The sequence below is a fragment of the Paenibacillus harenae genome (assembly GCF_030812415.1).
GTDB lineage: Bacteria > Bacillota > Bacilli > Paenibacillales > Paenibacillaceae > Pristimantibacillus > Pristimantibacillus harenae_A.
Genome location: NZ_JAUSST010000008.1, coordinates 331,324 through 343,549 on the forward strand (window position 1 = coordinate 331,324; position 12,226 = coordinate 343,549).

At 49.9% G+C, this 12,226-nt stretch carries 14 protein-coding genes; 7 read left to right on the top strand and 7 right to left on the bottom strand.

Features of this window, described 5'->3' with window-relative positions:
* The first annotated feature begins 8 nt into the window (after window positions 1-8).
* On the top strand, window positions 9-1,724 hold the full coding sequence (locus tag J2T14_RS27265; RefSeq protein WP_307476019.1) for a GMC family oxidoreductase: 1,716 nt from the start codon (window positions 9-11) through the stop codon (window positions 1,722-1,724).
* 78 nt (window positions 1,725-1,802) lie between these two features.
* On the opposite strand, the gene J2T14_RS27270 is transcribed toward J2T14_RS27265, so the two are convergent.
* Window positions 1,803-2,006, bottom strand: coding sequence for a twin-arginine translocase TatA/TatE family subunit (locus J2T14_RS27270; protein WP_307206204.1), 204 nt, complete (start codon window positions 2,004-2,006; stop codon window positions 1,803-1,805).
* Window positions 2,007-2,063: 57 nt separating this feature from the next.
* The gene (gene tatC / locus J2T14_RS27275; RefSeq protein ID WP_307476021.1) at window positions 2,064-2,795 is read right to left on the bottom strand and encodes a twin-arginine translocase subunit TatC; all 732 of its coding nucleotides are present in this window, start codon (window positions 2,793-2,795) and stop codon (window positions 2,064-2,066) included.
* A 293-nt stretch (window positions 2,796-3,088) separates the two neighbouring features.
* Here tatC and J2T14_RS27280 point away from each other — a divergent pair, with 293 nt between their 5' ends.
* The 3 genes from J2T14_RS27280 to htpG all read left to right on the top strand — a co-directional run bounded on the left by J2T14_RS27280 (window position 3,089) and on the right by htpG (window position 7,041).
* Window positions 3,089-4,015 (top strand): cation diffusion facilitator family transporter, encoded by a 927-nt coding sequence (locus J2T14_RS27280; protein WP_307476066.1) that lies wholly within the window; start codon window positions 3,089-3,091, stop codon window positions 4,013-4,015.
* A 123-nt stretch (window positions 4,016-4,138) separates the two neighbouring features.
* Window positions 4,139-4,993, top strand: coding sequence for a DMT family transporter (locus J2T14_RS27285; protein WP_307476023.1), 855 nt, complete (start codon window positions 4,139-4,141; stop codon window positions 4,991-4,993).
* 167 nt (window positions 4,994-5,160) lie between these two features.
* On the top strand, window positions 5,161-7,041 hold the full coding sequence (htpG, locus tag J2T14_RS27290; RefSeq protein ID WP_307476025.1) for a molecular chaperone HtpG: 1,881 nt from the start codon (window positions 5,161-5,163) through the stop codon (window positions 7,039-7,041).
* 60 nt (window positions 7,042-7,101) lie between these two features.
* Here htpG and J2T14_RS27295 read toward each other — a convergent pair whose 3' ends face one another.
* The gene (locus J2T14_RS27295; RefSeq protein ID WP_307476027.1) at window positions 7,102-8,037 is read right to left on the bottom strand and encodes a hypothetical protein; all 936 of its coding nucleotides are present in this window, start codon (window positions 8,035-8,037) and stop codon (window positions 7,102-7,104) included.
* Window positions 8,034-8,753 (bottom strand): SatD family protein, encoded by a 720-nt coding sequence (locus J2T14_RS27300; protein ID WP_307206200.1) that lies wholly within the window; start codon window positions 8,751-8,753, stop codon window positions 8,034-8,036. Before J2T14_RS27300 ends, J2T14_RS27295 begins: the two co-directional genes overlap by 4 nt.
* A 216-nt stretch (window positions 8,754-8,969) precedes the next feature.
* Here J2T14_RS27300 and J2T14_RS27305 point away from each other — a divergent pair, with 216 nt between their 5' ends.
* Both J2T14_RS27305 and J2T14_RS27310 read left to right on the top strand, forming a co-directional pair.
* Window positions 8,970-9,920, top strand: coding sequence for a helix-turn-helix transcriptional regulator (locus J2T14_RS27305; RefSeq protein WP_307476029.1), 951 nt, complete (start codon window positions 8,970-8,972; stop codon window positions 9,918-9,920).
* 136 nt (window positions 9,921-10,056) lie between these two features.
* A complete protein-coding gene (locus J2T14_RS27310; RefSeq protein WP_307476031.1) occupies window positions 10,057-10,308 on the top strand; it encodes a DUF7667 family protein in 252 nt (83 codons plus the stop codon).
* A 110-nt stretch (window positions 10,309-10,418) separates the two neighbouring features.
* On the opposite strand, the gene J2T14_RS27315 is transcribed toward J2T14_RS27310, so the two are convergent.
* The 3 genes from J2T14_RS27315 to J2T14_RS31020 are packed head-to-tail and all read right to left on the bottom strand — an operon-like array spanning window position 10,419 to window position 11,910.
* Window positions 10,419-11,288, bottom strand: a complete 870-nt coding sequence (locus J2T14_RS27315) for a DUF4358 domain-containing protein (protein WP_307476068.1) — start codon at window positions 11,286-11,288, stop codon at window positions 10,419-10,421.
* Between the two features lie 45 nt (window positions 11,289-11,333).
* Window positions 11,334-11,537 carry a hypothetical protein gene (locus J2T14_RS27320; protein WP_307476033.1) on the bottom strand — a complete coding sequence of 68 codons (204 nt, stop codon included), beginning with the start codon at window positions 11,535-11,537 and terminating at the stop codon, window positions 11,334-11,336.
* The gene (locus J2T14_RS31020; protein ID WP_373458215.1) at window positions 11,509-11,910 is read right to left on the bottom strand and encodes a bifunctional hydroxymethylpyrimidine kinase/phosphomethylpyrimidine kinase; all 402 of its coding nucleotides are present in this window, start codon (window positions 11,908-11,910) and stop codon (window positions 11,509-11,511) included. Before J2T14_RS31020 ends, J2T14_RS27320 begins: the two co-directional genes overlap by 29 nt.
* Between J2T14_RS31020 and J2T14_RS27325 the strand changes: the two genes are divergently transcribed.
* Window positions 11,794-12,033, top strand: coding sequence for a hypothetical protein (locus J2T14_RS27325; protein WP_307476035.1), 240 nt, complete (start codon window positions 11,794-11,796; stop codon window positions 12,031-12,033). The genes J2T14_RS31020 and J2T14_RS27325 overlap by 117 nt on opposite strands.
* Window positions 12,034-12,226: the final 193 nt, after the last annotated feature.

The following is a 12,226-nucleotide window of genomic DNA, read 5'->3' on the forward strand; positions in this document are numbered from 1 at the left end:
ATCACGCAATGGCCAAGACATTACCGAAGACCGACGTCGTCATCGTAGGGGTCGGCTGGGGCGGCGGGATTATCGCCTCCGAGCTGACGAAGCAAGGCCTGAACGTCGTCGGTCTGGAACGGGGCAAGGAACGGAAGACCGAAGATTATTACATGGTACATGACGAGCTGCGCTACGCGCTTCGTTACGAGTTGATGCAGGACTTGTCCAAGGAGACGATTACGTTCCGCAGCAACGAGAAGATTCGCGCCCTGCCGATGCGTCAATACGGTTCGTTCCTGCTCGGAGACGGGCTTGGCGGCGCAGGCGTACACTGGAACGGACAGACGTACCGTTTCTTGCCCTATGATTTTGAAATTCGCAGCAAGACTATCGAACGATACGGGAAAAACAAAATTCCGGCCGAAATGACGATTCAGGATTGGGGAATTACCTACGACGAGCTTGAACCGTATTTCGACAAGTTCGAGAAAACGACCGGTATCTCGGGCGAGGAGAATCCTTATGGCGGGAAACGAAGCAGCCCGTATCCGACGCCGCCGATGAAGAAGTCTCCCGCCATCACGATGTTCCAGGAAGCGACCACGCGGCTTAAGCTCAAGCCCTACATGATGCCATCGGCCAACCTGTCGCAGGATTACACGAACCCGGACGGCATTTCACGTGCGGCCTGCCAATACTGCGGTTACTGCGAGCGCTTCGGGTGCGAATACGGCGCGAAGGCCGATCCGGTCGTAACGGTCATTCCTGTAGCGAACAAAACGGGCAAGTTCGAGATACGGACCCATTCCAATGTTCGTCGTGTTCTACATAAGGGCGGCAAAGCTACCGGTGTCATGTATACCGACGTCACGACCGGAGAGGATATCGTACAGCCTGCCGATATCGTCGTCCTGACGAGCTACGTGTTCAACAATGTTCGGCTGCTGCTCATGTCCGGCATTGGCAAGCCGTATGATCCGTCTAAGGGAACGGGGGCGATCGGCCGCAACTACGCCTATCAGGTTATCAAGGGCAGCGCGGCCGGCTTCTTCGAGAAGCAGGAGTTCAATACATTCGCTGGGGCGGGTGCGCTCGGCGTATCGATCGACGACTACAACGGCGACAACTTCGACCATTCTGATCTTAAATTCATCCATGGCGGCGTTATCTCGCTCAGTCAGACCGGAGCGCGGCCGATTCAGAACAATACGACGCCATCGGGTACGCCTTCGTGGGGAGCGGATTTCAAAGCCAAGTCCGTCTATTATGCGAATCGTACGCTCGCTGTAGGGACACAAGGCTCGTCCATGGCGTACAAGCACCATTTTCTCGATCTCGATCCCACCTATAAGGATGCGTTCGGCGATCCGCTTATTCGCATCACCTTCGATTTCGAAGATCAAGACCGCGAGATGGCGAAGTTTCTGGCCGAGAAGTGCTCGGGTATTTTGAAAGAGATGGGTGCCGATAAAATCGATTACCTGAAGGAGCTTGGCCCTTACGAGATAATGAGCTACCAATCGACGCATAATACAGGCGGCGTTATTATGGGCGCATCTCCGGCCGATTCGGCTACGAATAATTACTGTCAAATGTGGGACGCCGAGAATGTGTTCGTGATGGGAGCAAGCTCCTTCCCTCAGAATGCCGGCTATAACCCGACAGCTACGGTAGGGGCGCTCGCTTACCGCGCGGCGGAAGGCATTATGAAGTACAGGGAAAAGGGCGGCATGCTCGTCTAAGCTTGTCATAATAAAACAAGAAGGCTGCTCCCGCGGCAACGCGGTGGGCGGCCTTCTTGTTATCGCTTAATAAAGCAGCTATAGCAGTTTCTGCACGTCATCCTTGCGTTCCGAAGCGGAGGTCGCCTGATCGTCGTCGACGATGCCCCGCGTCGAACTGCGGAACTCGCGGAGCGTATCGCCGAAGGCGCGTCCAAGCAGCGGAAGCTTGGCCGGACCGAATACGATCAGCGCGATGACGAGAATAATAACCAACCCGGAAACACCGATGTTGTTGAACATGTGGATCGTCTCCTTTAATTGCATAGTCATGCATGGGAATGGGTGTTGATGGTACCTTTATGTTCCGGACGGGACAGGGGCGATGCGTCTGGAGAATCGCCAAGATACGAGCACGCTGATCTCGAAGAGCAGCAGCAACGGTATGGTGACGGATAAGTGGGAGACGAAGTCCGGCGGCGAGATGCACGCTCCGACAACGGCAAGTCCGACATAGGCGTATTTGCGTACGCTTCTAAGACGCTGCGGCGTCAGCAGCCCGAGTCTTGTTAGAAACAAGATGATAAGCGGCATCTCGAAAGCGACGCCAAGCGGGAATACGACGCTGAACAGAAAGGTGAAGTAACGATCGATGCCGTATGTCTCCACCGCGCCGATGTTCTGGTTCATCTCGATCATGAACTTCAGCATCATCGGGAATACCAGAAAGTAGCTGAACGATATGCCCATAAGGAAAAGCACGAACGATACGGGCACATAGGCGAGTGTTCCTCTTGCCTCCGACTCCTTCAGCCCGGGACGCACGAACGCCCATGCCTGGTAGAGCAGCACGGGCAGCGTGAACAGCAAGGCGAAGAGGAAGGCGCAGCGCAAGTAAATGAACAAGCCGTCCGTGAACGAGAATACATTCCATTCGACAGCGCTTGCCGTAGGGCCCGATTTAATATATCGCAGTATGCCGGGCGACACATACAGGCCTCCGCTCATTGTGACGACGAAGCAGCCGAGCACGATGAGCAGCCTTTTGCGCAGCTCCGTTAAATGGTTGACCAGATCCTCCTGTACATCCATAAGCTCACCCCGCTTTACATGCTTTCTATAGGAAAATCCGCTATGGCATTTTTTAGGATAACCAGTTCGCTTGCCGTTATGCGCGGATGCGATTCTTATTCGGGCTTCGACAGAAAACGATAGATGTTGCGTCAGAGCAACAAAGTTAGAGCCTTCAAAGTCTATTGTACGGCCATAAAACTTCTTATTTCCTGCAACACTGTTTCTCTAGACCCACATGAATAGTTGTTTGTATAATGGATCAGGTGTCGAAGAGAGAGGAAGATAAGGAACGCGGACAGAAGGGGATAGCGATGGAGAAGCCAAGCAGACAAGCGGGAACGGCAGCGATATTAATCAGCCTGATTAGCAATCTGCTTCTGACGGCAATTAAACTGATTGTAGGCGTACTGGCAGGCAGCCAGGTTCTAATAGCGGACGGCATACATAACGCAGGGGACGTCATTGCCGCAGCGGCGGCATTAAGCGCGACCGTTATTGCCAAGAAGCCGCAAGATGGGGATCATCCGTACGGACACGGGAAGGCAGAGGTAATCGGCTCGGCCATCGTTGCGGTTATAATGCTGATCGCGGCGCTGTACATTGGGTATCATTCGGTGGAGTCGATGTTACATCCAGCCGAGGAAGCGAGTATGATTGCGCTTATTGCGGCATCGATCTCGTTTATTTGGAAGCAATGGCTGTATATGTACTGTATCCGGCTAGGGCGTCGAACGAATAACAAGAGCCTGCTCGCTACGGCGTACGACCATCTAGCCGACGTGTACGCCTCCATAGCGGCGGTTGTCGGTATCGGAGCGGGTCTGATCGGCGATTTTTACGGCATCTCGTTCCTCATGTACGGCGATCCGATCGCGGGACTGATCGTAGCGGCCTTAATCTTGAAGCTGGCCGTAGATATGGGGCGCGAGTCTATCGATGTCCTAATGGACAAGATGGTCTCTTCGGAAAAGCTTGGGCTGTACGAGGAGCTCGTGTTCTCCGTGGCGGAGGTAAAGCGTATCGATCGGTTACGCGCAAGGGAGCACGGCCGCTACATTATGATCGACGTTCGCGTGGGCGTGCCCGCGGAGCTTAGCATCCAGGAAGGACATGACGTATCCCGAAAAATCAAAGCGCTCATTATGGAGCAGCATGACGATGTAGAAGAAGTGTTGATTCACCTTAACCCTTGGTACGAGGAAGAGGGCGAGATGAGGCAGTCACCCCGCTTGAGCTGATAGCGGGCCGTGGCTGCTTTTTTTCTCCCCATATCTTCGTGGAAAAAGATGATAGTCAGCCGCATCCGACAGATGGTACGATGATGGCGATCGTATTTCTCGCGGCAAAGGTTGGGGCTGACAATGGCAGGGACGGCGTTCATACTTGTGCTTTGCTCGGGATTTCTCCATTCGATATGGAACTTATATACGAAGAAAAGCATGAATAAAAAGGTGTTCCTTTGGTATTGCCAGCTTGTTGCAGTGATTGCGTTATTGCCTTGGGCAATCATCGAATGGGACAACGCCTCTATTAATGCTACGGGATGGTGGATCATTCTGGCGTCTACCGTTCTTCATGGGCTGTATACACTGCTGCTCGCGGCTGCGTACTCGGCCGGCGATTTATCGCAGGTGTACCCGATTATGCGGGGGACAAGTCCGCTGCTCGTTCCGCTCATCGGGGTTACGATGCTTGACGAGTCGTTGTCGATATACGGCTGGCTAGGAGTTGCGACAATCGTCGCCGGCATTTTGTCGCTTAGCGATATTAAACTGTTGAGACGGAGAGAGATCAACACAGGTTCATGGAAAGCGCCTCTGCTTGCTTTGGCCGTGGGCGTGTGCATTGCGAGCTATATCGTTGTAGATAAGATGGCTCTTGCTTACGCACCGCCTGTATTGCTGAACGAGATTACGTCGATCGGCAATCTGATTGCGCTCTCGTGGGGGGCCGTCGCCTCCGGAGGAATGAAGCAGGAGCTTGTTAAGAACGGAAGGACGATGCTGGTAAGCGGCATTATCGCTCCAGGCGGTTATTTGCTGTTTTTATTTGCTTTATCGCTTGGTCCCGTCGCTCAGCTCGCTCCGATGAGGGAGATCGGGACGGTGTTCGGATCGGTCATGGGCATCATGATTTTGCGCGAGAAGCAGGGAGCAAGAAGGATCGCATCGTCGCTCCTTATAACGGCAGGCGTCATTACGCTTGGTTTTAGTTAAATGAACGTATCGTTAACGAGAGAAGATTATGCGGCTGCAAGCGTGATGGAATTGCCGCTTCCGTATTGACATTGAAAAAGCAGGTATGGTATATAAAAGAAAGAATTAGCACTCTGATTCATTGAGTGCTAAACGCAGAAGAATGAATGGAAGGGAGCATTACCTTAATGACGAAGATGCAATTTCAAGCCGAATCGAAACGACTGCTGGAGATGATGATTAACTCCATCTATACGCAGCGGGAAATTTTCCTCCGGGAACTGATCTCGAATGCCAGCGATGCGATTGATAAAATGTACTATAAAGCGCTCGCCGACGACGGGCTCGTGTTCAACAAAGAAGATTACTTCATTAAAGTAACGGCAGACAAAGAGAGCCGCACCTTGACGATCTCCGACACAGGCATCGGCATGACGAAGGAAGACCTGGAGAACAATCTCGGCATCATCGCCAAGAGCGGATCGCTCGCCTTTAAGAAGGAGAACGAAGCGAAGGACGGCCATAACATTATCGGTCAGTTCGGGGTAGGCTTCTATTCCGCATTCATGGTAGCCGACGAGGTTACGGTTACTTCCCGCGCCCTTGGCAGCGACGAGGCTTTCGTATGGGAATCGACTGGCGCAGACGGCTATACGATCGAGACCGGCGAGAAGGCTACGGTCGGTACGGACATTATTTTGAAAATCAAGCAAAACACCGAAGACGACAACTACGACGAATACCTCGAAGAGTACCGTCTTCGCTCGATTATTAAGAAGTATTCGGACTTCATTCGCTATCCGATCAAGATGGATGTGAAAGGCTCCCGTCCGAAGGAAGACAGCGAGAACGAGTTTGAGGAGTATCAAGAAGAGCAGACCGTCAACAGCATGGTGCCGATCTGGCGCCGCAACAAAAACGAGCTGACCGCCGAGGACTACGAGAACTTCTACTTCGAGAAGCGTTACGGCTTCGACAAGCCGCTTAAGCATATTCATGTGAGCGCGGACGGCGCGGTTGTGTACAATGCGATTCTGTTCATTCCGGAGAACACGCCATTCGATTACTATACGAAGGAATACGAGAAAGGACTTGAGCTCTATTCCAACGGCGTACTCATTATGGACAAATGCGCCGACTTGCTGCCGGATTACTTCAGCTTCGTCAAAGGCATGGTCGACTCCGAGGATTTGTCTCTGAACATTTCCCGCGAGCTGCTGCAGCATGACCGCCAGTTGAAGCTTATTGCGAAGAACATTAAGAATAAGATCAAGAGTCAACTTCAAAGCTTGCTGAAGGAAGAGCGCGAGAAGTATGAGAGCTTCTACAAGTCTTTCGGCAGACAGCTTAAGTTCGGCGTGTACAATGACTATGGCATGAACAAGGACGATCTGCAGGATTTGCTGCTGTTCTACTCTTCCAAAGAGAAGAAGCAAGTGACGCTGGATGAATACGTATCGAGAATGCCGGAGGATCAGAAGTATATATACTATGCTACCGGCCCTTCGATCGAGCGTATCGAGAAGCTTCCGCAAACGGAGCTCGTATCCGACAAAGGTTATGAAATCCTGTACTTCACCGACGATATCGACGAATTCGCAATCAAGATTATTGCAAAATACAAGGACAAAGAGTTCAAGTCCGTATCGAGCGGCGATCTGGGCATCGAAGCCGATGCGAAGGACGAGAAGAACGAGGCGGAGGAGAACGACAGCAAGGAGCTGTTCGCCTATATGCAGAGCCTGCTGACGGACAAAGTGAAGCAGGTTAAAGCGTCGAAACGTCTGAAATCCCATCCGGTATGCCTGTCCGCCGAGGGCGAGGTTACGATCGAGATGGAGAAGGTTCTTCAAGCCATGCCTAGCGGCCAGGACGTGAAAGCGGACAAGGTGCTTGAGATTAACGTTAACCATGAAATTTACGGCAAGCTGAAGTCTGCCTTCGCAAGCGACAAAGAAAAGTTGGGTTTGTACACAAGCCTGCTCTACAACCAAGCGCTTCTCATCGAAGGATTGCCGATCCAAGATCCGGTTGAGTTCACGAACGATATGTGCAAAATCATGGTGTAAAATAGGTTGATAAAAATACCCCGATCCAAGCCGCATTGGCCAAATCGGGGTATTTGGCTTTTACACAATCGTTGCATCGACCAGCAGACGTTTGAGCAAGAAGCCGCATGCGGCAGCAATCAGCAGGCTGAACAGAGTGCCGATTAGATAATATTCGGCGAACGCCCTGTTATCGAACATTTTGAAGCGGGCCAACGTCTTCATTGCTCCAACTAATGCGAGACCGGGGTATACTTCATAAATAACGAATAGACAGATCAGCAGGCGCTCGAGGATGCCGATGTACTTGCCTTTTGCCGAATCGTCGGCGGTGTTGTACCACATATATTGAAGTTTAATAGATTCTTTCTTACTATTGTTCTCGTCGTTCACGTCCTTGATGGACATCTCGATTTGTCGTTCAATCGTCATGTCTTCTTTTGCAGGACCTTTAAGGCTTTGATCCGTAAATAAAGAAATGTCCATAAGCGATTCGATAGATGCAGCGACCTCTGCTTGCGGTCGTTTAATCGGATGAGTGTGGCTGCGTAGTATTTTGCTTACGATTTCCGGCGTAATGACGGTAAGGAAAGCCAAAATCAGCAATACGATAGGAATAACCATAGCGTGATTGAGATATAGCTCATTTGCGAATAACATCGTTTTTAATTGTTCAACAAGCTGCCGGAATGTATCGGCTTGCCCAAGTAGGAATAAGATAACATAGATGATGGCTATTTGAATGATTTGATAGACCGAGTAGTAAAGCAAGGTGTCTTTGTATTTGTGCAGCAGCTTTATATGTAGGGGGTAATGGATCATTGCGGTAAGCGGGGCAGCTACAAGAAGAAGCCACAAGTTCCCGGCGTCAGCAACATAAGCAACAACGAAAGAGCTCACCGCATAAAGAATGGCGCGCTGAACCCATTTATACGTGTACCATTTATTGCTGCCATCGTTAAAAAACAACTGACTGAACCAGAAGCAAGCTATGAAGAGGATGAGCGCCAGATTCATTGCTGTTCACCTCGTTCTTTGTTGAGTATAAGCTGTTGTTGGAAGTAGTCGAGCAAGCGGCAAAGGCTGCGTTCGGCGTCAGCAACTAGATGATAGTCTGCTCTAGCTAACGTTTTGCTGATATTCACGACAATGTTATTGTCGATGCCCAGCTTTTGCCCGATTTCCGTGTAGTTATTGCTGTCATTGAGCTCTTCAACGGCTTGTACGATTTCTCTTTGCTTGTCTGTCCGTTTCATTAGCCGTTCGAATAAGAAATAAATGTGAAAGTTAAGCGACTCATAGGGAATGGACGACGTTGCCTTGACTTGCCATGAGAACGTCTTGCTTGCCGAATTCGGCGGCTGTATGCGATTCTTTTTGTTCTTTAGGCTGCTTAGGGCGCTGGAGGCGTGCCAAATGGATGATCCGTTCACCTCATGGGGGTTGTTCAGATCCTCGTCCGTAATGAAGCCTAATCCGACCCCTACATAGAGAGGCGTATTCTTTTCTTCAGAAAGAATGAACAGTTCCTTTAGCACATGATAGCCATCGGAATAAGTGTTAAGAATGCCGAAGAGTTCGTCCCCGTTACGAACGGAGAAGGGCGTGATAAGTCGTGATTCGACTTTATTATTGATGATTTCGGTTATCTCTCTTAACTCGTTCTTCTTATCGACTGCCCGCGATGATTTGACATCGGCGATTATACATAGGGCAGATAATGCATCAGGCATCGTATAAACCTCCTTATCTTATTAACGTATTGTCCTAATATTACCCGAAAATCGGGTAACCTCGCAATATTACCCGAAAATCGGGTAACAACCTAAAGTTACCTGAAAACCAGGTAACCTCTCAGCATTCCTTTGAATAAGGGAACATTTATTTCCTCAATATTCATATACTGTATGCTAGAATAAGCATGAATCTGATCGAACGAGGCGAGCGGCATGGTAGATAAAATTATTCGTGTGTTCCATATTATTAACGCGATTCAGACCAATCCAGGGATTACTGCCGCTGATTTAGCGCTGAAATGCAATGTTACGATTCGTACCATATACCGCGATTTGGAGTTGATTGACTTCATTGCACCGCTTACGAACGACGGGAGAGGGAAGGGTTATCGTTTTCTAGGCAAATTTTTTATGTATCCGCTGGACTTCTCCGAGGAGGAGTCACTCGTCTTCTCGCTCCTTCCTTCTGTACTGGATAAGGAGAAGCTGCCGCCGGGCTTCGATACGGCTTACGACAAAGTAATGGCCACGCATAAGAAAGAGAAGCTGCAGCAGAACAGAATGATGGAGAGCATTGCCGACCTCATTCAAATGGGTACGCCGGCGTATCGCAAGGAGAGCGCGAACTTGCTGCAGCCGATTCTTCAGGCGGCACTTGAACATCGGTCGATCGATACCGTGTATCATGCGCAGTATCGCAACGAAACGACTGAGAGGCGAATAGACCCGTATTATCTCGTGCCGCGCGACCAGCGCTTCTATATGATCGGATACTGCCATCTGAAGCAAGATATTCGCACGTTCCGCATCAGTCGATTTATGAAGGCCGAGCTGACCGATTTGAGGTTCGATAAAAGTCGGTTCAATATTAGAAAATATTTGAAAAATACATGGTCCATCGATCGCGGCGACAAAAATACGGTCTTTAAGGTACGCTTCTCTGCCGAGGTTGCGAGATATATTAAGGAGGAGGAGCTATTCGTTCAACCCCGCATGAAGGATATGCCGGACGGCTCGCTCCTCTTCGAAGTTACAGTGAATAACGAGAAGGAGTTTATGAAATGGGTGTTGCAGTACGGACCGGAGGCTGAGATTATGGAGCCGCAATCGGCTAGAGCTGCATTGAAGCGGCAGTTGAACGCATGGACGGATATGTACGAGTAAGACATCATCGCGAAGAGAAGGCTTCAGCGCTCCGATCGTTTGCAGGTCTCCAAAAAAGGAAATGCTAATATAAGCCAAAGCTGGCGTATGCATTTGCTTGGCGGAACACATGCAACCAGAAGGAGGCTGTGCGCTCTTGATTGGCATACATCCCGTACATCGCCGTCTCGCGGAGCTCACGCACAAAGCGAAGCTGCTCGGCGGATATCATTTTCTCCTGCAAGATGAGAAGCTGGAGCTTGATCATTGCTTAGCCGTTAATTTTGACCTGGTGTTCAAGCTGGATTGTTTGAAGTCGCTCGCATTTGTCGCTCACGATAGCGGGGACATGGGATGGCAGCAGGACATCTGTGCCAAGATTGAACAAGTGGAGTCTAAGCTGCTTTGATCATAGGCGTAGACAGAAGAGCCCTTAGCGGCTCTTTTTGGCATGATCGGAAATGAGAAAGGCTCTGGCACAGGTGCCGGAGCCTCGGGTACAAAGTGATGCCGGTTATCTCATTTGAAGAAATCGTTGAAAATTTCTGCAATCGATTCTTGGTCATTCGATATGGAAAGCATGACGTAATTGCCGTTGCGTAGAATCTGATAGTTCTTCGCTTCTTCATATTGGTCCTGCAAGTAAGTTTCGAATGTCTTGATGATGCTGGTTGCGCGCTTGTCGAGCGATTCCTTCACGGCGTCGTAGTCCTTATCCGACTTCAGCTTAACGACAACAAGCTCAGTTGCTTTCGTGTTCATCATCGCTTGCATGAATACGGCATCGGATAATAAGGTGCCGGCTTCAATGCCGTATACATCCTTAATGCGATCGCCTTCTACCGTTACAAGACGAGGCAATTCGACGTCCGCGGTGATTTTGGCAACGATATCGGAGGCGCTGACCGTTACTTCAGGTTTCTGAGAAGGCTTTGGCTTCGGTGCAGCGGCAGGTTTCTGAGTCGGCTTGTCCGTTGCAACCGGCTTCTTCGTCGGTTTTGCCATCGGTTTAGCAGTCGGCTTGGCTGCCGGTTTTGATGTAGGCTTTACTGCCGGTTTGGTCGTAGGCTTTACAGGAGCCGCGTCGCTGGCAGGCGTTTCCGTTGGCCTGGTTGTAGCAGCAGCCGCAAACTCAGGCGTATCCGATGCTGGCGTATCGTTCGCGGAGGTGGATGCGTCCGATCCAGGAGCATTCGATGCGGTGTCGTTTCCTGCTCCGTTAACGGAGGAATTCGCGTTAGCCGATGTGTTCGTATTGGCGGGATCGCTGCTTGCCGCTTCATTCGTACCGGAACCGCAGCCGGCCATAAGAATAGAGCATGCGATAATGAGGGCCGTAATCTTTGTCCGTTTCTTGTTGTTTTGAGTCGTTATGGCTGTTAATTTCATCAACTAAACGGCGAGTCCGGATAAAAGGTTGCATTCGTTTGCTTATTATTCACTTGCTGGTTCATTTGATACATGTTCAAGCCGAAAGTCATCTGTCTTGCCGCCATCTTCCCAAATCTCGACGAACAGGGCATCACATTTATCGAAGTCCTCGGGTTTGAAAGAAAGAGCTTCCTCCTCGTCCGTGCCTACATATACATTCTCCATACCGTCTTCTTCATTAAATGAGACAATGACATAAATTTTCATCTGTATACGCCTCCAGTGACTTATAGTTGTTTTGCAGTATATCACATGCCGATGGATAGTTCCTACCTAATAGATGTTGCATGGTTACGGCTCCGGTAAGCAAAATGGTTAGTCGGTCCATATCCGCCTCCAAATACCGAGCTTGTTCTCTATAGCGGCTTGGATGAAGTTTTTCGCCGTATGTAAAGGCTTCGGTTACGGTTTTGCCATAAGCCAGCAAAGCTGTTAAAGCGGCATAGGATGTGCAGCCTGTTCCGTGAGTATGGCGTGTTGGAATACGATTGGACTCCAAGTAGCTGAATTGCTTACCGTCATAGACGAGATCGACAATACGCTGTTCCTCTTCCGGTACATGGCCTCCTTTAATGATCACGAGGCACGTGACCATCTGCTTTATTCGTCTGTCAGCCTCTTCCCGTTCGGATTATCTTGGGTGTTGAAATTCGTTGGAGAAAGTAATAAGATGAGTAAGGCGAAACGGACGATGGTTGACTGATTTTGCTGCCGGTCAAAAAAGTTTTAAAAAAAGCTTGACCGGACAGGACAAGCCATGGTATATTCTAATTCCGGCCGAGAGAAACACATGCCGGACACGAAAGACAAATGATTGTTCTTTGAAAACTGAACAACGAGCGAAACTGCCAGTATATGAAGCTTCGGCTTCATTACTAAAGCAATAAAATGTTTTT